Source organism: Blastococcus sp. SYSU D00813, assembly GCF_054050735.1.
Genome location: NZ_JBJGZX010000021.1, coordinates 46,417 through 67,085, shown reverse-complemented (window position 1 = coordinate 67,085; position 20,669 = coordinate 46,417). Strand labels below are relative to the sequence as shown.

Sequence of the window (20,669 nt, the reverse complement as noted above, 5' to 3'; positions counted from 1 at the left end):
CCGCCGGCACGGACCGAGCGACCCCGCATGGCTGCCCGCAGCAAGGCCCGCAAGCGCGCCGTCGACGTCCTCTACGAGGCCGACCTGCGCGGCTCCGACCCGCTGGCCGTGCTGCGTGACCGCATCGCCGAGGGCCAGCCGCCGGTGGCCGAGCACACCGTGCGGCTGGTCGAGGGCGTGGCGGAGCACGCGGCGCGCATCGACCGGCTGATCGACACCCACGCCCGCGGCTGGTCGCTGCAGCGGCTGCCCGACGTCGACCGCGCCATCCTGCGCATGGCGACGTTCGAGCTGCTCTGGGCCGACGACGTGCCCGACCCGGTGGTGATCGACGAGGCGGTCGAGCTCGCCCGCTCGCTGTCGACCGACGACTCGCCCTCGTTCGTCAACGGCGTCCTCGGCGCCATCCTCGACGCCGAGGTGCCCGCGTAGGACCGCACGTCAGGGGCCCGTTCCGGATGCCGGGACGGGCCTCTCCCGTCCGGGGGTCCGCCTTCCGCCGCGCGTCCCGCGCTGGTTGGCTGGACCCGAGGCCCGGAGCAGCGGAGCCCGGGCAGCGGCGAGGAGGCCCACGTGACGCACCGACTGCTGGTCCAGTACGGCCGGCCCACCGACCCGGCCGCGTTCGACCGGTACTACCGCGACGTGCACGTCCCGCTGGCGCGGGAGATCCCCGGCGTGCTGCGCCTGGAGATCGGGCGGGCCCAAGCGCTGGGGGACGACGCGGCGCCGTACCTGGTCGCCGCCCTGGACTTCGAGTCCGCCGAGGCGTTCGCCGCGGGCCTGGAGTCCCCCCAGGGGTCCGCCGCCGCGGGAGACCTGGCGAACTTCGCCACCGGCGGCGCGACGATGAGCCATTTCGACGTGGAGGACGTCACCGGCTGAGCGCGGCACCGTTCGCGTCGCAGGCCCGCTGGCGGGTGCGTCCGGCGTCTCAGCGGTCCGCGCGGGGGGCGGCCGCGGCGAGCATCGCCGCCATCCGCGCGCTCGACTGCCGTCGGTGCACCCGGCGCAGCGCGGCGCGGCGGTGCGCGGCCAGCAGGAGGTCACGGTTCGGGGCCGGCGGCGGGACGGACATGCGGAGCTCCTCGGGCTGGGCTGCTGCTCTTCGACGTCCCGGACGTTAGGAGCGCCCGCTGACAGTTCCCTTGCAGCCGGCTTGCGCCTCCCTGGACGTCGCGTCCCTCCCGCCCCACGGGCACCGCACCGCGGGCGTCAGTGCAGGTCGCGCCGGGCGAAGAGGACGGTGCCGGCCCCGACGACCACCGCCGTCACCGCGAGGAGCAGGACGCCGGCCTGCAGGTGCCCGACGACGTACTCGGCCGGCACTGACGCGCCGTCGGGGGAGACGCTCGCGTCGTCGGGGAGCTGCAGGGTGAGGCCGCCGTCCTGGACCAGCCCCAGCGCGTTGGTGCTCAGCAGGAAGGGGTCCCAGCGGGGGCGCAGCACCCGCACGGCGTTCTCCACGACCACCACGTAGACGAACGCGGTGCCCAGCGCCGCCCCCGTGTTGCGCACCAGGTTGGCCAGGCCGAACCCCAGCAGGGCGGCGACGACGGTCAGCAGGACGGCGCGGGCCTGGGTCTGCAGCAGCGCGCCCCAGAAGCCGTCGGGCAGCGGGTCGTCCGTGCCCACCGCGGCCCGCAGGACGCCGGCCACCGCCAGCCAGAGGGCCTGGGCGAGGGCGCCGTAGAGCGCGGCGGCGGCGGTGAGGACGCCGATCTTGGCGCCCATCACCGTCCCCCGGCGCGGCACCCAGAACAGCAGCGCCACGATCGAGCGGGTCGACCACTCCGCGCCGATCCAGGTCGCGCCCATGGCGAACGCCAGCGCCGACGCCAGCGCGGCCACCGCCAGGGCGCCGTCCGTCGCCGAACCGGCGAGGTCGAAGGGCGCCCGGTCGAGGAAGGACTCGACGCCGCCGACGTCGGCGAGGGTGAGCGGGGGGCCGCAGAACTCCTCGGCGGGGACGTCGTCGGGGATCGTCGGGTCGGCCAGGCACTGCTCGCGGAAGACCTCCTGCTCGGCCACGAACCGCTCGGCCTCGGCCCGGGCCGCCGCGACCTCCGCGTCGGTGGGGGTGCCCAGGTTGAGCAGCCCGATCCCGGTGGCCACGGCGAACCCGACGACGGTCAGGGCGACCAGCACCTGGATGAACCGGCGGGAGCGGAACCGGTGCACCTCGGCGCGCAGCAGGCCGCGGAGCCGGGGGACGGGGACGGCCTCGTCCGTCACCGGGCGGCGCTCGGTGACGGCACTCATGCCCGGTCCTCCGGAGTCGTCGCCGGGCCGGCCCCCGGTGCGCCTCCCGGGGGCGCGGGGCTCCCGGTGAGGGCGAGGAAGGTGCTCTCCAGGTCGGGCGTGAGCGGGGTCAGCTCCTCGAGGAAGTGGCCGTGCCGCGCCAGCGTCCGCGTGACCTCGCCCGGTGCCGCCACGCGGTGCACCAGCAGGGTCCGCCCGTCGGGCGTCCCGGGCGGGGAGACGGCGAAGCCGGCGGCGGCGAGCACCGCCGCCGCGCCGGCCGCGTCGGGTACCCGGACCCGCACGTCGCCGCTCGCACCGCGGGCGAGGACCTCCGCCACGGGACCGGCGGCCACGCAGCGCCCCCGCGCGAGGATCGAGACCGAGTCGCACACTTGCTGGATCTCGGCGAGCAGGTGCGAGGAGAGCAGCACCGTCGTCCGCCCGTCCCGGCCGAGCCGGCGGATCAGCTCCCGCACGTCCCGGATGCCCGCGGGGTCCAGACCGTTGCTCGGCTCGTCCAGGACCAGCAGCCGCGGTGCCTTGAGCAGCGCCGCGGCGATGCCCAGCCGCTGCTTCATCCCCAGCGAGTAGCCCGCGAAGCGGTCGTCGGCACGGTCGGTGAGGTCGACGGTCTCCAGGCACTCCTCGACGCGGGCACGGGAGACGCCGGCGGCCTCGGCGAGCAGTCGCAGGTTGAGCCGCCCGGAGAACCCGGGGAAGAACAGCGGCGTCTCCACGAGGGCGCCGACGGCGCCGATGACCTCGGGCAGCGCCGCGGGCACCGGACGGTCCAGCAGCCGGACGTCGGCCCGGCCGTCGGCGGCCACCAGGCCCAGCAGCACCCGGATCGTCGTGGTCTTGCCCGAGCCGTTGGGGCCGAGGAAGCCGTGGACGCCGCCGTCCTCGACCAGCAGGTCCAGCCCGTCGAGGGCCTTCTGCGGCGGCCGGCCGCGGCGCCGGTAGCTCTTGGACACCGCGGTCATCTGCACGGCGGGCATGCGGCCTCCTCGGGCGGACGCCGGCCCGGGGGACCGGTCGACGGCACCCTGGCACAGCCGCGGCCGGGCACGCCGCTGCGCCGCGCGCGGACCCCCCGGGACGACGACGACGGGCCCCCACCGTCCGGTGAGGGCCCGTCGTCGTGCTCGTTCAGCGCGGGGTGCGGCGGCGCTCCCAGTTCGGGTTCAGCTCGGCGTCCTCGTCGTCGGCGCCGGCGATGCCCTCCATGCCGGGGGAGAGCACGCCCCACTCGATGAGCCGGCTGGTCAGCTCGTCGGGGCTCATGTCGTAGATGATCGCCAGCGACTTGAGGTCCTCGGCGCGGATGCTGAGCACCTTGCCGTTGTAGTCGTGCCGCTGCGCCTGGATGGTCGAGGCGTAGCGGGCCAGCGGCCCGGCCTCGTCGGCGGGGAGCGAGCCCAGGGACTCGAGATTGAGCACGATCTTGGTCGTGGCGGTCACGGCCGAGCTCGGCCGCGGGTCGGGCAGCAGCTCGGAGACCGGCACGCCGTAGAAGACCGCCAGCTCGGACAGCCGCTGGACCGTCACGGCCCGGTCGCCGCGCTCGTAGGAGCCGACCACGACCGCCTTCCAGCGACCGTGCGACTTGTCCTCCACCCCCTGCAGGGAGAGGCCCTGCTGGTTGCGGATGGCGCGGAGCCGGGCACCGAGGGCCCGTGAGTAGTCGGTGCTCATCCCGTGTCGCTCACTGTCCGTCGTCGTTCGTGGGGCACTGTCGTCACGCACCGTACTGGTACGCGGTTCGGGACGACAGCGGGCCACTCCTGGGTGTCACATCCTCCACCAGCCATGACGCCTCGGGGGGGTTCGACGCGCGGCGCCTCCGGCGCGTTCCCGCCGGTCAGGGCCCCCGACCGGGCGAGCCGGGTCACACCGACGGGTGCAGTACGGTGGACGCCGGTCCACCCCACTCCTTTAACGACCCGTCCGGTGAGGCGGGGAAGGAGGCCTGATGGCCGGCTCGCCCCCGGCTGCCCCGAGCAGCCGCGACCCCCGCGGTCCCGCAGCGCCCGGCGCGTTGCTCGCCGCCTCCGACGTCGCCCGCGTGGTCGACCGGATGGCCCACCAGCTCATCGAGAAGGCCGGGAACGGGCTGGCCGACCTCGTGCTGGTCGGCATCCCCACCCGCGGCGCCCCGCTCGCCCGGCGGCTCGCCGGCCGCGTCGAGGCGTTCTCCGGGACGCCGATCGACGTCGGCACCGTCGACATCACCCTCTACCGCGACGACCTGCGGCTGCGCGGCGTCCGGGCGCTGGAGGACACGGTGCTGCCCGACGCCGGCATCGACGGCCGGCTGGTGGTGCTCGTCGACGACGTCCTGTTCTCCGGCCGCTCGGTCCGCGCCGCCCTCGACGCGCTGCGCGACCTGGGCCGGCCGCGGGCGGTGCAGCTGGCGGTGCTGGTCGACCGCGGCCACCGGGAGCTGCCGATCCGCGCTGACTACGTCGGCAAGAACGTGCCCACGTCGCGCACCCAGTCGGTCAGGGTGCGGCTGGCGGAGACCGACGGCGCCGACGAGGTCGTCGTCACGGGAGCGGAGCAGTGAAGCGGCACCTGCTGGAGGCCGCCGACCTCGACCGCGCCGACGCGACCCTGGTGCTCGACACCGCCGCGCAGATCGAGGCCGCCCTGACCGGCCGCGAGGTCAAGAAGCTGCCCACGCTGCGCGGCCGCACGGTGGTGAACCTGTTCTACGAGGACTCCACCCGCACCCGGATCAGCTTCGAGCTCGCCGCCAAGCGCCTGTCCGCCGACGTCATCAACTTCTCCGCCAAGGGCAGCAGCGTCTCCAAGGGCGAGAGCCTCAAGGACACCGCGCTGACCCTGGAGGCGATGGGCAGCGACGCCATCGTCATCCGGCACTCCGCCTCGGGCGCGCCGCACCAGCTGGCCTCGTGGGTCCGCGGCAGCGTGGTCAACGCCGGCGACGGCACCCACGAGCACCCCACCCAGGCGCTGCTGGACGCCTACACGATCCGCCGCCGGCTGGGCCGGCTGGAGGGCGTGCGGGTGGCCGTCGTCGGCGACGTGCTGCACAGCCGGGTGGCCCGCTCCAACGTGCGGCTGCTGCACACCCTCGGCGCCGAGGTCACGCTGGTCGCGCCGCCGACCCTGCTGCCGGTCGGGGTGGGCAGCTGGCCGGCGGAGGTCTCCTACGACCTGGACGCCGTCCTGCCCAAGTCCGACGTCGTGATGATGCTGCGGGTCCAGGCCGAGCGGATGACCGCCTCGTTCTTCCCCAGCGCGCGCGAGTACAGCCGCCGCTACGGCCTCGACGCCCGGCGGGTGGCCGCCCTGGGCGACGACGCCATCGTCATGCACCCCGGCCCGATGAACCGCGGCATGGAGATCGCCGCCGACGTCGCCGACTCGGTGCGCTCCACCATCGTCGAGCAGGTCGGCAACGGCGTCTCGGTGCGCATGGCCGTCCTGTACCTGCTGCTCGGAGGGGCCCAGACCTCATGACGACGTACCTGGTCAAGGGGGCCCGCGTCCTCGGCGGCGACCCCGCCGACCTCCTGCTCCGGGACGGCCGGATCGCCGCCGTCGGCGACAGCCTCACGGCGACCGGCGCGGAGGTGGTCGACGCCGCCGGGCTGGTCGCGCTGCCCGGCCTGGTCGACCTGCACACGCACCTGCGCGAGCCCGGCCGGGAGGACGCGGAGACCGTCGAGACCGGCAGCCGCGCCGCGGCGCTCGGCGGCTTCACCGCCGTCCACGCGATGGCCAACACCGAGCCGGTCGCCGACACCGCCGGCGTCGTCGAGCAGGTGTGGCGGCTGGGCCAGGAGGCCGGGCTGGTCGACGTCGTCCCGGTCGGGGCGGTGACCGTCGGTCTGCGCGGCGAGCAGCTGGCCGAGCTCGGCGCGATGGCCGACTCGGCCGCGACCGTGCGGGTCTTCTCCGACGACGGGCACTGCGTCGCCGACCCCGCGCTCATGCGGCGGGCCCTGGAGTACGTGAAGGCCTTCGACGGCGTCGTCGCCCAGCACGCCGAGGAGCCGCGGCTCACCGTCGGGGCGCAGATGCACGAGGGCGACCGCTCCGCGCGGCTCGGCCTGACCGGCTGGCCGGCCGCCGCGGAGGAGGCGATCATCGCCCGCGACGTGCTGCTGGCCCAGCACGTGGGGGCGCGGCTGCACGTCTGCCACGTCTCGACCGCCGGCTCGGTGGAGATCCTGCGCTGGGCCAAGGCCCGTGGGGTCGACGTGACCGCCGAGGTCACCCCGCACCACCTGCTGCTCACCGACGCGTGCGCCGAGGGCACGGGGGCCGGTGCCGGGTGGGGGGCCTACAACCCGGTGTTCAAGGTGAACCCGCCGCTGCGCACGGACGACGACGTCCAGGCGCTGCGCGAGGGCCTGGCCGACGGCACGATCGACTGCGTCGCCACCGACCACGCCCCGCACGCGGTGGAGGACAAGGAGTGCGAGTGGGCGCAGGCCCGGCCCGGGATGCTCGGGCTGGAGCAGGCGCTCGCGGTCGTGCAGGACACGATGGTGGAGACCGGCCTGCTCGACTGGGCCGGCGTCGCCGACCGGATGTCGGTCCGCCCCGCGGCGATCGGCCGGCTCGGCGGGCACGGCCGCCCGCTGGCCCCCGGCGAGCCGGCCAACCTGCTGCTGCTGGACCCCGCCGCCCGGTCGACGGTCGACCCGGCCGCGCTGGCCAGCCGCAGCCGCAACAGCCCCTACGCCGGTCGGGAGCTGCCCGGCCGCGTGGTCGCGACGTTCCTGCGGGGCGTCCCGACCGTCCTGGATGGAAAGGCTCAGAAGTGACGACGCCGACCTTGTCCCGCGAGATCTGCACACTCGTGGGTCTCGCGGCCCCGAAAGCCCCGAGTGTGCAGATCTCGGGCTGGGAGGAACGGGCATGAGTGACGCGATCCTCGTGCTCGAGGACGGCAGGACGTTCCGCGGCGACGCCTACGGCGCGACCGGGACGACGGTCGGCGAGGCGGTCTTCGCCACCGGCATGACCGGCTACCAGGAGACGCTGACCGACCCCAGCTACGCCGGCCAGATCGTCACCATGACCGCCCCGCACGTCGGCAACACCGGCGTGAACGGCGAGGACGACGAGAGCCGTCGCATGTGGGTCGCCGGCTTCGTCGTCCGCGACCCCGCCCGCCGGCCGGCCAACTGGCGGGCCACCGGCAGCCTCGACGACGAGCTGGTCGCCCAGGGGATCGTCGGCATCAGCGGCATCGACACCCGCGCGCTGACCCGGCACCTGCGCGAGCGGGGCGCGATGCGCGCCGGCATCAGCACCGAGCTGGACGCCGAGGCGCTGCTGGCCCGGGTGCGCGACGCCGAGGGCATGGTCGGCGCCGACCTCGCCCCGACGGTGAGCACCGGTGAGCCCTACGTCGTCCCGGCGGTGGGGGACAAGCGCTTCACCATCAGCGCGCTCGACCTCGGCATCAAGACCGCCACCCCCCGGTACCTCGCCGAGCTCGGCGTCGAGACGCACGTGCTGCCCTCGACCGCCACCGCCGAGGAGCTGCTCGCCGCCGGCCCGGACGGCGTCTTCCTCTCCAACGGCCCCGGCGACCCGGCTGCCGCCGACTACGCGGTACGGGCGGTGCGCGGGGTGCTCGACGCCCGCCGGCCGCTGTTCGGCATCTGCTTCGGCAACCAGATCCTCGGCCGCGCGCTGGGCCTGGGCACCTACAAGCTGCGCTTCGGCCACCGCGGGCTCAACCAGCCGGTGCTCGACCGGGTCAGCGGCACGGTCCGGGTGACCAGCCACAACCACGGCTTCGCCGTCGACGCCCCGCTGGACCGGCCCACCGACACCCCCTACGGCGCGGTGGAGGTCAGCCACGTCGGCCTCAACGACGACGTGGTGGAGGGGCTACGGCTGCTCGAGGCGCCCGCATTCAGCGTCCAGTTCCACCCCGAGTCGGCGGCGGGGCCGCACGACGCGGCGCCGCTGTTCCAGCGGTTCGTCGACCTGATGGAGACCGCCCGCACCGGGACGGCGCAGGCCGGGGGACCGCCGCCGCAGGTCGAGCACAGCACGGGGGAGAAGGCCTGATGCCCAAGCGCACCGACATCGAGCACGTCATGGTGATCGGCTCCGGGCCGATCCTCATCGGCCAGGCCGCCGAGTTCGACTACTCCGGCACCCAGGCCTGCCGCGTGCTCAAGGCCGAGGGGCTGCGGGTCAGCCTGGTCAACAGCAACCCGGCCACGATCATGACCGACCCCGAGGTCGCCGACGCCACCTACGTCGAGCCGCTGACCCCGGAGTTCGTCGAGCGGGTCATCGCCAAGGAGCGGCCCGACGCGCTGCTGGCCACCCTCGGCGGGCAGACGGCGCTCAACATCGCCATCGGGCTGTACGAGAACGGCGTCCTGGAGAAGTACGGGGTGCGGCTGATCGGGGCCGACGTCGACGCGATCAACCGCGGCGAGGACCGGCAGATGTTCAAGGACATCGTCCGGTCGATCGGCGCCGACGCCCCCCGCTCGCGGGTCTGCGCCAGCGTCGAGGAGGCGCTGGAGACCGCGGCCGAGGTCGGCTACCCCGTCGTCATCCGGCCGTCGTTCACCATGGGCGGCCTCGGCTCCGGGTTCGCGACCGACGAGGAGATGCTGCGCCGGATGGCCGGGCACGGCCTGGCCGACTCCCCGGTGCACACCGTCCTCGTCGAGGAGTCGGTGCTGGGCTGGAAGGAGTACGAGCTCGAGCTCATGCGCGACCGCAGCGACAACGTGGTCGTCATCTGCTCGATCGAGAACGTCGACGCCATGGGCGTGCACACCGGCGACTCGGTGACCGTGGCCCCGGCCATGACGCTCACCGACCGCGAGTACCAGCGGATGCGCGACGTCGGCATCGCGGTGCTGCGCGCCGTCGGCGTCGACACCGGCGGCTGCAACATCCAGTTCGCGGTCAACCCGGCGGACGGCCGGCTCGTGGTCATCGAGATGAACCCGCGCGTCTCCCGGTCGTCGGCCCTGGCGTCGAAGGCCACCGGCTTCCCGATCGCCAAGATCGCCGCGAAGCTGGCCATCGGCTACACGCTCGACGAGATCACCAACGACATCACCGGCGTCACCCCGGCTGCGTTCGAGCCGACGCTGGACTACGTCGTGGTGAAGATCCCGCGGTTCGCGTTCGAGAAGTTCCCCGGCGCCGACCCGCGGCTGACCACGACGATGAAGAGCGTCGGCGAGGTCATGGCCATGGGGCGCAACTTCCCCGAGGCGTTGGGCAAGGCGATGCGGTCGACCGAGACCAAGGTCGCCGGGTTCTGGACCGGCGGGCCGGACCCGCGCTCGGCCGAGGAGCTGCTGGAGGTCCTCCGCACGCCGGTCGACGGCCGGCTCTACGTCGCCGAGCAGGCCCTGGCCGCCGGTGCCACCGTGGAGGAGGTCGCCGAGGCCAGCGGGTTCGACCCGTGGTTCGTCGACCAGATCGCCCTGGTGCAGGAGGTCGCCGCGGAGCTGCGCGACGCCCCGGCGGTCACCGCCGACCTGCTGCGCAGGGCCAAGCGGCACGGGTTGTCCGACCGGCAGGTCGCCGCCCTGCGCCCGGAGCTCGCCGGGGAGGACGGCGTCCGGACCCTGCGCTGGCGGCTGGGCATCCGGCCGGTGTTCAAGACCGTCGACACCTGCGCCGCGGAGTTCGCCGCCCGCACGCCGTACCACTACTCGTCCTACGACGAGGAGACCGAGGTCGAGCCCCGCGAGAAGCCCGCCGTGCTGATCCTGGGCTCGGGCCCGAACCGGATCGGCCAGGGCATCGAGTTCGACTACTCCTGCGTGCACGCCGTGCTGGCGCTGCAGGACGCCGGCTACGAGGCGGTGATGGTCAACTGCAACCCCGAGACCGTCTCCACCGACTACGACACCGCCGACCGGCTCTACTTCGAGCCGCTGACCTTCGAGGACGTCCTCGAGGTGGTCGAGGCCGAGCGCGCGGCGGGGCCGGTGGCCGGCGTCATCTGCACCCTCGGCGGGCAGACCCCGCTGGGTCTGGCACAGCGGCTCAAGGACGCCGGGGTGCCGGTGCTGGGCACGTCCCCGGAGGCCATCGACGACGCCGAGGACCGCGGCGCGTTCTCCCGGGTGCTCGCCGACACCGGGCTGCAGGCGCCCAAGCACGGCACCGCCACCACCTTCGCCGAGGCCCGCGCGATCGCCGCGGAGATCGGCTACCCGGTGCTGGTCCGGCCCTCCTACGTGCTGGGCGGCCGCGGCATGGAGATCGTCTACGACGAGGCCACCCTCGAGGCCTACATCGCCAAGGCGACCGACGTCAGCCCCGCGCACCCGGTGCTGGTCGACCGGTTCCTCGAGGACGCCGTCGAGATCGACGTCGACGCGCTCTACGACGGCGCCGAGCTCTACCTCGGCGGGGTCATGGAGCACATCGAGGAGGCCGGCATCCACTCCGGCGACTCGGCGTGCGCGCTCCCGCCGATCACCCTGGGGCAGGCGGACGTCGCGAAGATCCGCACCGCCACCGAGGAGCTGGCCGCCCGGATCGGCGTCCGCGGGCTGGTGAACGTCCAGTACGCGATCAAGGACGACATCCTCTACGTCATCGAGGCCAACCCCCGGGCCAGCCGGACGGTGCCGTTCGTCTCCAAGGCGACGGCGGTGCAGCTGGCCAAGGCCGCGGCGCGGATCGCGGTCGGGGAGACGATCGCCGGGCTGCGGACGGCGGGCGTGCTGCCGGCCACCGGCGACGGCGGCGACCTGCCCGCCGACATGCCGATCGCGGTCAAGGAGGCGGTGCTGCCCTTCAACCGGTTCCGCACCGCCGAGGGGCAGAACGTCGACACGGTGCTCTCGCCGGAGATGAAGTCCACCGGCGAGGTCATGGGCCTCGACACCGGCTTCGGCACCGCGTTCGCCAAGTCCCAGGCCGCCGCCTACGGCTCGCTGCCGACCGAGGGCACGGTGTTCGTGTCGCTGGCCAACCGGGACAAGCGCTCGGCGATCTTCCCGGTCAAGCGGCTGGCCGACCTCGGCTTCCGCGTCCTCGCCACCGCCGGCACGGCGCAGGTGCTGCGCCGCAACGGGGTGGCGTGCGAGGTGGTCGGGAAGTACAGCGAGGGCCCCGGCAACGTGGTCGAGCGGATCGTCGCCGGGGACGTCGACATGGTGGTCAACACGCCGTTCGGGTCGCCGGGCAACAGCGGCCCGCGGCTGGACGGCTACGAGATCCGCGCCGCCGCGGTCGGCGCCGGTGTCCCGAGCATCACGACCGTGCAGGGTCTCGCCGCCGCGGTGCAGGGCATCGAGGCGCTGCGGGCCGGCGACATCGGCGTCCGCAGCCTGCAGGAGCTGCACGCCGCCCTGGCGGCCTCCCGGTGACCTCCTACCTGACCAGCCCGGCGCCGCGGGCGGAGCGGCCCCCGGTCCAGCGGGAGGTCCCCGTCGTCTCGGCGCGGCCGACCGGCGCCTACGTCGAGCTGACCCTCGACGCCCCCGAGGTCGCCGAGCGCACCCAGCCGGGCCAGTTCGTCGCGTTCGCCGTCGGCGGGCCGATGACGGCGAACCTGCTGCGCCGGTCCATCGCCGTCGCCGGCACGGATCCGGCGGCCGGCACCGTCACCGTGGTCGTCGCCCCGCACGGGCCCGGGTCGACCTGGCTGGCCGAGCGCCGGCCCGGGGACACCGTCGACGTGGTCGGCCCGCTCGGCCGGCCGTTCCCGCTGCCGGAGCCCGGCGCCACGGCGCTGCTGGTGGGCGGCGGCTACGGGGCGGCGGCGCTGGTCGGGCTGGCCGGGCTGCTGCGCTCGCGCGGCTCCCGGGTGCTCGCGGTGACCGGCGCGGCCGACGCCGCGCGGCTGTGCTCGGTGGCGGAGCTCGGGGCGGTCGCCGACCGGGTCGAGGTCACCACCGACGACGGCAGCGCCGGCCGGACCGGCCGGGTGACCGTCGCGGTGGACGAGCTCGTCGGGGAGGCGGCGGTCGCCTACGCCTGCGGCCCGATGCCCATGCTGCGCGCGGTGGCCGACGCCGCCACCGCCGCGGGCGTGCCCTCCTACGTCGCGGTCGAGGAGTCGATGGCCTGCGGGATCGGGGTCTGCATGACCTGCGTGCTGCCGGTGGTGGGGTCCGACGGGCTCACCCGCTTCTCCCGGTCCTGCACCGAGGGGCCCGTCTTCGGCGGGGACCGGGTGCGCTTCGCCGACGTCGGCTCCCTGCCCTGGGACGTCGTCGGTGCCGACGCGATGGGGGTGGTGGCCCCGTGACGACGACCGCGAGCGGAGTCGCTCGAGCGCAGGAAGTGCACTCCAGCGACTCCGTCGACATGACGACGGCGCTCGGGTCCGTGCCGCTGGCCGGCCCGGTGCTCACCGCGTCGGGCTGCTCGGCGTTCGGTCAGGAGCTGGAGCCGTTCGTGGACCTGGGCGGCCTCGGCGCCGTCGTCACCAAGTCCGTGCAGCTGCGGCCCCGCTCCGGGCGCCCTACCCCGCGGATGGCCGAGACGCCGAGCGGGATGCTCAACTCCATCGGCCTGCAGGGCCCCGGCATCGACGGCCTGCTCGCCGGCGAGCTGCCCTGGCTGGCCGAGCGCGGCGTCCCCGCGTTCGTCTCCATCGCCGGCACCCGGGTCGAGGACTTCGCCGAGCTCGCCACCCGGCTGCGCGGCGTGCCCGGCGTCCTCGGGCTCGAGGTCAACATCAGCTGCCCCAACGTCGAGAGCCGCGGCGAGGTGTTCGCCTGCGACCCGGTCGCCGCCTCCGACGTGGTCGCCGCCGTCCGAGCCGCCGCGGACCCCGCGCAGCCGGTCTACGCCAAGCTCAGCCCCGACGTCACCGACATCGTCTCGGTCGCCCGCGCGGTCACCGACGCCGGCGCCGACGGCCTGTCGATGATCAACACCCTCCTCGGCCTGGTCATCGACCCCGACACCATGAAGCCGGTGCTGGGCGGGGTCACCGGCGGGCTGTCCGGCCCGGCGGTGCGCCCGGTCGCGGTGCGCTGCGTCTGGCAGGTGCACCAGGCGCTGCCGGAGGTGCCGATCCTCGGCATGGGCGGCATCCGCTCGGGCCTGGACGCGCTGCAGTTCGTGCTCGCCGGCGCCTCGGCGGTCAGCGTGGGGACGGCGGTCTTCCACGACCCCTCGGCGACCGCCCGGGTGCACCGCGAGCTGGCCGGGGCCCTGGCCGCCCGCGGGTTCTCCTCGCTGCGCGAGGCCGTCGGGCACGCGCACCGGTGAGCACCTTCGGGGAGCGGCTGGCCGACGCCGTGGCCGCACGCGGGCCGCTGTGCGTCGGCATCGACCCGCACGCTCCGCTCCTGGAGCGCTGGGGGCTGCCCGACTCGCCCGAGGGGCTCGCGCGGTTCACCGACGCCGTCGTCGGCGCGCTGGCCGGCACGGTCGCCGTCCTCAAGCCGCAGATGGCGTTCTACGAGCGGCACGGGTCGCGGGGGACCGCCGTCCTGGAGGACGCCGTCGCCCGCGCCCGGGCCGCCGGGGCGCTGGTGCTGCTGGACGCCAAGCGCGGCGACATCGGCTCGACGATGGACGCCTACGCCGACTACCTCCGCCCGGACCACCCGCTGGCCGTCGACGCGCTGACCGTCAGCCCCTTCCTCGGGCCGGGCTCCCTGCAGCCGGCCGTCGACACCGCCCGGCAGCACGGCGGCGGCCTGTTCGTGCTGGCGCGGACGTCGAACCCCGACGCCGGCACGCTGCAGCACGCGCTCGTGGGGGAGCGGTCGGTCGCCCAGGTCGTCGTCGACACGGTGCGCGGCTGGAACACCCCCGGCTGGGTCGTCGGCGACCCGCTGCCCGACCCGGGCTCGGTGCAGGACCTGGCGAGCCGCTTCGGGCCCACGACCGGCTCCTTCGGGGTCGTCGTCGGCGCGACCCTGCGCGCGCTGGACGTCGACCTGGCCGGCCTGGGCGGGCCGGTGCTCGCCCCTGGCCTGGGCGCCCAGGGCGGCTCGCCGGAGGACCTGCGCCGGCTGTTCGGCCGCGACACCGCCGTCGTCCCCACCGTCTCCCGGGACGTCCTGGGAGCCGGGCCCGACGCGGCCGCGCTGCGGGCCGCGGCGGCCCGCTGGGCCGAGGCCCTGGCCGCCTGACCGGGCGCCGCGACGCCGCGGTCCGTGCCGCCCTGACCAGGGCGGACCGCGCCGGCCGGAGCTGCCCCCGGCGTGTCGCGGTAGATCCCTCCCGTGTGGCGCACGTCACCGCTTACCGGAACTGCTCCGGAGCGTAAGCCGGTTGACCTGCCCCCTTGACACACGGTCATCACGCAGGTGGACGGAGGGTGAACACGGCGGCGCCGGCTGCCGCGAAAATGTGTCGAGGGTGGGCGTGACCTGCGCATACGCCGGTTACTAGGTTGGCCGTCAGGCTCCCGCGGGAGCGCCACCTCCGAGGCAGCACAACCACCAGCCGGGGTCCACCGTCGCCGGCGACGACACGATCGGATCGCACCGATGCCCCTTCCCAGCCTGTCCCCCGAACAACGCGCCGCCGCACTCGAGAAGGCCGCCGCGGCCCGCAAGTCGCGCGCCGAGCTCCGCGAGAAGCTCAAGAGCAAGGGCGCCACCGTCGGAGACGTCCTCCGGCAGGGCGAGACCGACGAGGTGATCGGCAAGATGCGCGTCAGCGCCGTCCTCGAGTCCCTCCCGGGTGTCGGCAAGGCCCGGGCCGCGAAGATCATGGAGCGGCTGGAGATCTCCCCGACCCGCCGCGTCCGAGGCCTGGGCGCCAACCAGCGCCGGGCGCTCGAGGCGGAGTTCGGTGGGGACCAGGTGGCGGCCGACCAGGTCCCCGCCGACGCCACCAGCTGACCCGCGCGACCGGAGGAACGAGGACGACGACGAGTGGTGCCCGATGCGCCCGCCTGCCCGCCGCCGGCGCGGCTGACCGTGCTCTCCGGCCCCTCGGGGGTCGGCAAGGGGACGGTCGTCGCCGAGGTCCGGCGGCGGTACCCGGAGGTCTGGCTGTCGGTGTCGGTGACGACCCGGCGGCCACGGCCCGGTGAGGTGGACGGCGTCCAGTACCACTTCGTCGACGACGCCGAGTTCGACCGGCTGGTCGCCACCGACGGCCTGCTCGAGTGGGCCGAGTACGCGGGCAACCGGTACGGCACGCCGGTGGCCCCGGTCCGCGAGCGCCTCGCGGCCGGGGCCCCGGCCCTGCTGGAGATCGAGCTGCAGGGCGCGCGGCAGGTCCGGTCCCGCGACGCCGAGGCGCAGCTGGTCTTCCTCGCCCCGCCCTCGTGGGCCGACCTCGTCAGCCGGCTGGCCGGCCGCGGGTCGGAGCCGCCGGAGGTGCAGGAGCGCCGGCTGGCCATCGCGCAGGCCGAGCTCGACGCCGCGGGGGAGTTCGACGTGGTGGTGGTCAACGACGACGTGGCCCGCGCCGCGGACGAGTTGGTAGGATTGCTGACTGCGCCCTCGCCGGACCTGTGCCGGGGTGGCGCGAAAGAGTGAGTCCGGCCCGCCGGCCGCCACTCCCGCTGAGGATCTGAGGAGCACGCCCACCCGTGTCCGGAGTCGCACCTGCCCCCGAGGGCATCACCAACCCGCCGATCGACGAGCTGCTCGAGCGCACCAGCAGCAAGTACGGCCTGGTGATCTTCGCCGCCAAGCGTGCGCGGCAGATCAACGCCTACTACAGCCAGCTCTCCGAGGGCCTGCTCGAGTACGTCGGGCCGCTGGTCGACACCGCGCCCCAGGAGAAGCCGCTCTCGATCGCGCTGCGCGAGATCAACGAGGGCCTGCTGACCCACACCGCCGGCGAGAACTGAGTCGCCCGCACCCCGATGTGATGACGGAGCCCCCGGCACCCGCCGGGGGCTCCGTCGCGTCTGGGGGAGGATGAGCTCATGAGCCGGATCGTGCTGGGCGTCAGCGGCGGCGTGGCCGCGTACAAGGCGGCCCTGCTGCTGCGCGCGCTCACCGAGGCCGGCCACGACGTGCGCGTCGTCCCCACGCCCGGCGCCCTGCACTTCGTCGGCGCCGCCACGTTCGAGGCGCTGTCGGGCAACCCGGTCACCACCGACGTCTGGTCCGACGTCCCGGAGGTGGCCCACGTGCGGATCGGGCAGACCGCCGATCTCGTCGTCGTCGCCCCGGCCACGGCCGACCTGCTGGCCCGCGCCGCCGCCGGCCGCGCCGACGACCTGCTCACCGCCACGCTGCTCACCGCGCACTGCCCGGTGGTGTTCGTGCCGGCGATGCACACCGAGATGTGGCTGCACCCGGCCACCCAGGACAACGTCGCCACCCTGCGCCGCCGCGGCTCGATCGTGCTGCCGCCCGCCGTCGGCCGGCTCACCGGCCCGGACTCCGGTCCCGGGCGGCTGCCCGAGCCCGCCGACGTCGCCGCGCTCGCCCAGCTGGTGCTCGCCTCCGGCGCGCCCGCGCTGGCCCGCGACCTGGGCGGACGACGCGTGGTGGTCAGCGCCGGGGGCACCCGCGAGCCGCTCGACCCGGTCCGCTACCTGGGCAACCGCTCGTCGGGCCTGCAGGGCTGGGCGCTGGCCCGGGTGGCCGCGGCCCGCGGCGCCGACGTCGTGCTCGTCGCGGCCAACGTCGAGGCGCCGGCGCCCTTCGGCGTCCGGGTGGTGCCGGTGGGCACCGCCGAGGAGCTGCGGACGGCGATGCGCCAGGAGGCCCGGGAGGCCGACGTCGTCGTGATGAGCGCGGCCGTCGCCGACTTCCGGCCCGAGACCGTCGCCGCGACCAAGCTCAAGAAGGGGTCGAGCAGCGAGCCCTCGGCCGTCCCCCTGGTGCGCAACCCCGACGTGCTCGCCGAGCTGGTCGCCGAGCGGCGGCCCGGGCAGCTCGTCGTCGGCTTCGCCGCCGAGACCGGGGACGCGGAGGGCGACGTGCTCGCCCACGGCCGGGCCAAGCTGGCCCGCAAGGGCTGCGACCTGCTGGTGGTGAACGACGTCTCCGGCGGGCAGGTGTTCGGCAAGCCCGACAACGCCGCCGTCGTCCTGGGCTCCGACGGCGCGGTGACCGAGCTGCCGCCCGGGAGCAAGGACGCCGTCGCCGCCGGCATCTGGTCCGCCGTCGTCACCCGACTGGGCTGACCGCACGCCCGACCGCACGCCTCCGTGCCCGCACCCCGGCGCCCGCCGGTACCGTGCACGACGACATCGTCCGTCGAACACCCTGGAGTTCTCGTGTCACGCCGCCTCTTCACGTCCGAGTCGGTGACGGAGGGCCACCCGGACAAGATCGCCGACCAGATCAGCGACGCCATCCTCGACGCGATGCTCGAGCAGGACCCGCGCAGCCGGGTCGCCGTCGAGACGCTGATCACCACCGGCCAGGTGCACATCGCCGGTGAGGTCACCACCGCCGGCTACGTCGACATCGCCGACATCGTGCGCAGGACGGTGCTCGGCATCGGCTACGACTCCTCCCGCAAGGGCTTCGACGGCGCCTCCTGCGGCGTCAGCGTCTCCCTCGGCGCGCAGTCGCCCGACATCGCCCAGGGCGTCGACACCGCCTACGAGGCGCGCACCGCCGGGGCCACCGACGACGAGATCGAGCGCCAGGGCGCCGGCGACCAGGGCCTGATGTTCGGCTACGCCAGCGACGAGACCCCCGAGCTCATGCCGCTGCCGATCGCGCTGGCCCACCGGCTGGCCCGGCGGCTGTCGGCGGTCCGCAAGGACGGCTCGGTGCCCTACCTGCGGCCCGACGGCAAGACCCAGGTCACCGTCGTCTACGAGGACGGCCGGCCGGTCGGCGTCGAGACCGTCGTCGTCTCCTCGCAGCACGCCGAGGACATCTCCATCGACCAGCTGCTGGCGCCAGACGTCAAGGAGCTCGTGGTGGAGCCCGAGCTGGCCGCGCTCGGCCTGCCGACCGGCGACTACCGCCTGCTGGTGAACCCGACCGGCAAGTTCGTCATCGGCGGCCCGATGGGCGACGCCGGGCTGACCGGCCGCAAGATCATCGTCGACACCTACGGCGGCATGGCCCGCCACGGCGGCGGCGCCTTCTCGGGCAAGGACCCGTCGAAGGTGGACCGCTCGGCGGCCTACGCGATGCGCTGGGTGGCCAAGAACGTCGTCGCCGCGGGCCTGGCCCGCCGCTGCGAGGTGCAGGTGGCCTACGCGATCGGCGCCGCCCACCCGGTGGGCCTGTTCGTCGACACGCACGGCACCGGCACCGCTCCCGACGACGTCCTGGAGAAGGCGATCACCTCGGTGTTCGACCTCCGCCCCGGCGCGATCGTGCGCGACCTGGACCTGCTGCGCCCCATCTACGGCCCGACGGCGGCCTACGGCCACTTCGGCCGCAGCGACCTCGACCTGCCGTGGGAGCGCACCGACCGCGTCGACGCGCTGCGCTCCGCCTGCGGCATCTGAGGCGGCACCCGGCTGCACCGGTGGCCCGTTCCCCCCAGGGGGAGCGGGCCACCGCCGTCTGCTGTCGTAGCCCGTCGGTAGCGTCGCCGGAGCGATGACGACGACCCCCGACCTCCCCGCCGCACCCCTGGTGGCCCGGGTCGTCGTGGACGTGCCGCTGGCCCACCTGGACCGGCCCTTCGACTACGCCGTGCCGCCCGAGCTCGCCGCCGACGTGCGGCCGGGCTGCCGGGTCCGGGTGCGCTTCGCGGGCCAGCTCGTCGACGGGTACGTCCTCGAGCTGGCCGCCACCACCGAGCACCAGGGCCGGCTCGCCCCGCTGGCCAGGCTCGTGTCGCCCGAGCCGGTGCTCACCCCGCAGGTGGCGGCGCTGGCCCGGGCCGTGGCCGACCGCTGGGGCGGCACCATGTCCGACGTCCTGCGGCTGGCGGTCCCACCGCGGCGCGCGGCGGCCGAGAAGCGCCCGCCCGCCGAGCCGCCACCGGCCCCGGGGCCACCCGACCCGGCCGGCTTCGGCCGTTACCCGGCCGGCCCGGCGCTGCTCGCCGCCCTCGCCGAGGGCCGCCCGGCGCGTGCGGTGTGGACGGCGCTGCCCGGGGAGGACTGGCCGGCCCGGCTGGCCGAGCTGTGCCAGGCCGCGCTGTCCGGCGACCGCGGCGCGCTGGTCGTCGTCCCCGACGGGCGCGACCTGGACCGGATGGAGGCCGCGGCGGCCGCGCGGCTGCCGAAGGGCTCCTTCGTCGTCCTGCGGGCCGACGCCGCGCCCGACGCCCGCTACCGGCGCTTCCTGGACGCCGTCCGCGGCAGCGCGAAGGTCGTGCTCGGCACGCGGGCGGCGGTCTACGCCCCGGTGGCCGACCTGGGCCTGGTCGCGATCTGGGACGACGGGGACGACCTGCACGCCGAGCCCCGCGGGCCCTACGCGCACGCCCGCGACGTCCTGGTGCACCGGGCGCACCTGGCCGGCTGCGCGGCCGTGGTCGCCGCCACCGCCCGCACCGCCGAGGCCGCCCTGCTGCTGGAGAGCGGCTGGGCGCAGGAGCTGGCCGCCGACCGCGCGGCCCTGCGCGCGGCCGCGCCGCGCGTGCAGGCGCTGGGTGCCGACGCCGAGCTGGCCCGCGACCCGGCCGCCCGCACCGCCCGGCTGCCCAGCCTCGCCCACCGGGTGGCCCGCGAGGCCCTCGCCGCCGGGGCGCCGGTGCTCGTGCAGGTGCCGCGGGCCGGCTACGCGCCCGGGCTGTCGTGCGACCGCTGCCGCGCGCCCGCCCGCTGCCCGGTCTGCTCGGGCCCGCTGGGCATCGCGCCGACCCCCGGGCCGGGCGGCTCGCGGGTCCCCGCCTGCCGGTGGTGCGCGCGCCCGGCGGCGACCTTCGACTGCCCGCACTGCCACGGCACGAAGCTGCGTGCCTCGGTGGTCGGCGCCTCCCGGACGGCGGAGGAGCTGGGCCGCGCGTTCCCCGGCGCCGCGGTCCGGGTGTCGGGCCGCTCGTCCGGCGTCCTGCCGACGGTCCCCGCCGGGCCGGCCCTCGTGGTGGCCACCCCGGGTGCCGAGCCGGTCGCCGAGGGCGGGTACGGCGCGGCCCTGCTGCTGGACTCCTGGGCGCTGCTGGGCCGGGCCGACCTGCGGGCGGGGGAGGAGACCCTGCGCCGCTGGATGAACGCGGCCACGCTCGTCCGGCCCGCCCCCGACGGCGGCCAGGTGGTCGTCGCGGCCGACGCGGCGCACCCGGTCGTGCAGGCGCTCGTGCGCTGGGACCCGGGCTGGCTCGCCGAGCGGGAGCTGGCCGACCGGCGGGAGCTGGGGTTCCCGCCGGCCACCCGGATGGCGTCGGTGTCCGGCTCGCCCGACGCCCTCGCCGACTTCCTCGCCGCCGTCCGGCTGCCGGCCGACGCCGACCTGCTGGGCCCGGTGCCCGAGCAGCCGCGCCCCGGCCAGGAGGGGCCGCGCGAGCGGTACCTGGTGCGCACGCCGCGCACCGAGGGGGTCGCCCTGGCCCGCGCCCTGGCCGAGGTGCAGGGCGTGCGCAGCGCGAAGAAGGTCGCCGAGCACGTCCGCGTGCAGCTGGACCCTCCCGAGCTGGTGTGA

General features: G+C 75.5%; 20 protein-coding genes. 16 read left to right on the top strand and 4 right to left on the bottom strand.

Features of this window, described 5'->3' with window-relative positions; translation table 11 throughout:
- The first annotated feature begins 27 nt into the window (after nucleotides 1-27).
- Both nusB and ACI8AX_RS15240 read left to right on the top strand, forming a co-directional pair.
- A complete protein-coding gene (gene nusB, locus ACI8AX_RS15245) occupies nucleotides 28-432 on the top strand; it encodes a transcription antitermination factor NusB (protein WP_456550680.1) in 405 nt (134 codons plus the stop codon).
- Between the two features lie 141 nt (nucleotides 433-573).
- On the top strand, nucleotides 574-885 hold the full coding sequence (locus tag ACI8AX_RS15240) for an EthD family reductase (RefSeq protein WP_456550679.1): 312 nt from the start codon (nucleotides 574-576) through the stop codon (nucleotides 883-885).
- A gap of 49 nt (nucleotides 886-934) precedes the next feature.
- Here ACI8AX_RS15240 and ACI8AX_RS15235 read toward each other — a convergent pair whose 3' ends face one another.
- The 4 genes from ACI8AX_RS15235 to bldD all read right to left on the bottom strand — a co-directional run bounded on the left by ACI8AX_RS15235 (nucleotide 935) and on the right by bldD (nucleotide 3,939).
- Nucleotides 935-1,078, bottom strand: coding sequence for a hypothetical protein (locus tag ACI8AX_RS15235; protein ID WP_456550678.1), 144 nt, complete (start codon nucleotides 1,076-1,078; stop codon nucleotides 935-937).
- A 137-nt stretch (nucleotides 1,079-1,215) separates the two neighbouring features.
- Nucleotides 1,216-2,262: a hypothetical protein gene (locus ACI8AX_RS15230; RefSeq protein ID WP_456550677.1), complete on the bottom strand. Its 1,047-nt coding sequence runs from the start codon at nucleotides 2,260-2,262 to the stop codon at nucleotides 1,216-1,218.
- On the bottom strand, nucleotides 2,259-3,242 hold the full coding sequence (locus ACI8AX_RS15225; RefSeq protein WP_456550676.1) for an ABC transporter ATP-binding protein: 984 nt from the start codon (nucleotides 3,240-3,242) through the stop codon (nucleotides 2,259-2,261). Before ACI8AX_RS15225 ends, ACI8AX_RS15230 begins: the two co-directional genes overlap by 4 nt.
- Nucleotides 3,243-3,393: 151 nt before the next feature.
- Nucleotides 3,394-3,939: a transcriptional regulator BldD gene (bldD, locus tag ACI8AX_RS15220; RefSeq protein ID WP_456550675.1), complete on the bottom strand. Its 546-nt coding sequence runs from the start codon at nucleotides 3,937-3,939 to the stop codon at nucleotides 3,394-3,396.
- A gap of 277 nt (nucleotides 3,940-4,216) precedes the next feature.
- Between bldD and pyrR the strand changes: the two genes are divergently transcribed.
- The 14 genes from pyrR (at nucleotide 4,217) to ACI8AX_RS15150 (ending at nucleotide 20,669) form a co-directional block, all read left to right on the top strand.
- Entirely contained in the window at nucleotides 4,217-4,810 is a 594-nt protein-coding gene (gene pyrR, locus ACI8AX_RS15215; protein WP_456550674.1) for a bifunctional pyr operon transcriptional regulator/uracil phosphoribosyltransferase PyrR, read from the top strand.
- On the top strand, nucleotides 4,807-5,730 hold the full coding sequence (locus ACI8AX_RS15210) for an aspartate carbamoyltransferase catalytic subunit (RefSeq protein ID WP_456550673.1): 924 nt from the start codon (nucleotides 4,807-4,809) through the stop codon (nucleotides 5,728-5,730). The genes pyrR and ACI8AX_RS15210 overlap by 4 nt, the downstream gene beginning before the upstream one ends.
- The gene (locus ACI8AX_RS15205; protein ID WP_456550672.1) at nucleotides 5,727-7,043 is read left to right on the top strand and encodes a dihydroorotase; all 1,317 of its coding nucleotides are present in this window, start codon (nucleotides 5,727-5,729) and stop codon (nucleotides 7,041-7,043) included. Before ACI8AX_RS15210 ends, ACI8AX_RS15205 begins: the two co-directional genes overlap by 4 nt.
- Nucleotides 7,044-7,137: 94 nt before the next feature.
- Entirely contained in the window at nucleotides 7,138-8,304 is a 1,167-nt protein-coding gene (gene carA / locus ACI8AX_RS15200) for a glutamine-hydrolyzing carbamoyl-phosphate synthase small subunit (RefSeq protein ID WP_456550671.1), read from the top strand.
- Nucleotides 8,304-11,597, top strand: a complete 3,294-nt coding sequence (gene carB, locus ACI8AX_RS15195; RefSeq protein WP_456550670.1) for a carbamoyl-phosphate synthase large subunit — start codon at nucleotides 8,304-8,306, stop codon at nucleotides 11,595-11,597. The genes carA and carB overlap by 1 nt, the downstream gene beginning before the upstream one ends.
- Nucleotides 11,594-12,481 carry a dihydroorotate dehydrogenase electron transfer subunit gene (locus tag ACI8AX_RS15190; RefSeq protein WP_456550669.1) on the top strand — a complete coding sequence of 296 codons (888 nt, stop codon included), beginning with the start codon at nucleotides 11,594-11,596 and terminating at the stop codon, nucleotides 12,479-12,481. Before carB ends, ACI8AX_RS15190 begins: the two co-directional genes overlap by 4 nt.
- A 35-nt stretch (nucleotides 12,482-12,516) precedes the next feature.
- Nucleotides 12,517-13,452, top strand: coding sequence for a dihydroorotate dehydrogenase (locus tag ACI8AX_RS15185; RefSeq protein ID WP_456550668.1), 936 nt, complete (start codon nucleotides 12,517-12,519; stop codon nucleotides 13,450-13,452).
- Nucleotides 13,449-14,324 (top strand): orotidine-5'-phosphate decarboxylase, encoded by an 876-nt coding sequence (gene pyrF, locus ACI8AX_RS15180; protein ID WP_456550667.1) that lies wholly within the window; start codon nucleotides 13,449-13,451, stop codon nucleotides 14,322-14,324. Before ACI8AX_RS15185 ends, pyrF begins: the two co-directional genes overlap by 4 nt.
- Nucleotides 14,325-14,684: 360 nt before the next feature.
- The gene (gene mihF, locus ACI8AX_RS15175) at nucleotides 14,685-15,041 is read left to right on the top strand and encodes an integration host factor, actinobacterial type (protein ID WP_456550666.1); all 357 of its coding nucleotides are present in this window, start codon (nucleotides 14,685-14,687) and stop codon (nucleotides 15,039-15,041) included.
- Between the two features lie 36 nt (nucleotides 15,042-15,077).
- Complete coding sequence (gene gmk / locus ACI8AX_RS15170; protein ID WP_456550665.1) at nucleotides 15,078-15,686, top strand: guanylate kinase; 609 nt, start codon at nucleotides 15,078-15,080, stop codon at nucleotides 15,684-15,686.
- 53 nt (nucleotides 15,687-15,739) lie between these two features.
- Nucleotides 15,740-16,003, top strand: a complete 264-nt coding sequence (gene rpoZ / locus ACI8AX_RS15165; protein WP_012949163.1) for a DNA-directed RNA polymerase subunit omega — start codon at nucleotides 15,740-15,742, stop codon at nucleotides 16,001-16,003.
- Nucleotides 16,004-16,081: 78 nt separating this feature from the next.
- Nucleotides 16,082-17,293, top strand: a complete 1,212-nt coding sequence (gene coaBC, locus ACI8AX_RS15160) for a bifunctional phosphopantothenoylcysteine decarboxylase/phosphopantothenate--cysteine ligase CoaBC (protein ID WP_456550664.1) — start codon at nucleotides 16,082-16,084, stop codon at nucleotides 17,291-17,293.
- 93 nt (nucleotides 17,294-17,386) lie between these two features.
- Nucleotides 17,387-18,583, top strand: coding sequence for a methionine adenosyltransferase (metK, locus tag ACI8AX_RS15155; RefSeq protein ID WP_456550663.1), 1,197 nt, complete (start codon nucleotides 17,387-17,389; stop codon nucleotides 18,581-18,583).
- 94 nt (nucleotides 18,584-18,677) lie between these two features.
- Nucleotides 18,678-20,669 (top strand): primosomal protein N', encoded by a 1,992-nt coding sequence (locus ACI8AX_RS15150; protein ID WP_456550662.1) that lies wholly within the window; start codon nucleotides 18,678-18,680, stop codon nucleotides 20,667-20,669.

Excerpts from the sequence above, each read along its gene's own strand:
- nusB (WP_456550680.1), top strand. The coding sequence starts at position 28 with ATGGCTGCCCGCAGCAAGGCCCGCAAGCGCGCCGTCGACGTCCTCTAC.
- ACI8AX_RS15235 (WP_456550678.1), bottom strand. The coding sequence starts at position 1,078 with ATGTCCGTCCCGCCGCCGGCCCCGAACCGTGACCTCCTGCTGGCCGCG.
- ACI8AX_RS15230 (WP_456550677.1), bottom strand. The coding sequence starts at position 2,262 with ATGAGTGCCGTCACCGAGCGCCGCCCGGTGACGGACGAGGCCGTCCCC.
- ACI8AX_RS15225 (WP_456550676.1), bottom strand. The coding sequence starts at position 3,242 with ATGCCCGCCGTGCAGATGACCGCGGTGTCCAAGAGCTACCGGCGCCGC.
- bldD (WP_456550675.1), bottom strand. The coding sequence starts at position 3,939 with ATGAGCACCGACTACTCACGGGCCCTCGGTGCCCGGCTCCGCGCCATC.
- pyrR (WP_456550674.1), top strand. The coding sequence starts at position 4,217 with ATGGCCGGCTCGCCCCCGGCTGCCCCGAGCAGCCGCGACCCCCGCGGT.
- ACI8AX_RS15205 (WP_456550672.1), top strand. The coding sequence starts at position 5,727 with ATGACGACGTACCTGGTCAAGGGGGCCCGCGTCCTCGGCGGCGACCCC.
- carA (WP_456550671.1), top strand. The coding sequence starts at position 7,138 with ATGAGTGACGCGATCCTCGTGCTCGAGGACGGCAGGACGTTCCGCGGC.
- carB (WP_456550670.1), top strand. The coding sequence starts at position 8,304 with ATGCCCAAGCGCACCGACATCGAGCACGTCATGGTGATCGGCTCCGGG.
- mihF (WP_456550666.1), top strand. The coding sequence starts at position 14,685 with ATGCCCCTTCCCAGCCTGTCCCCCGAACAACGCGCCGCCGCACTCGAG.
- coaBC (WP_456550664.1), top strand. The coding sequence starts at position 16,082 with ATGAGCCGGATCGTGCTGGGCGTCAGCGGCGGCGTGGCCGCGTACAAG.
- ACI8AX_RS15150 (WP_456550662.1), top strand. The coding sequence starts at position 18,678 with ATGACGACGACCCCCGACCTCCCCGCCGCACCCCTGGTGGCCCGGGTC.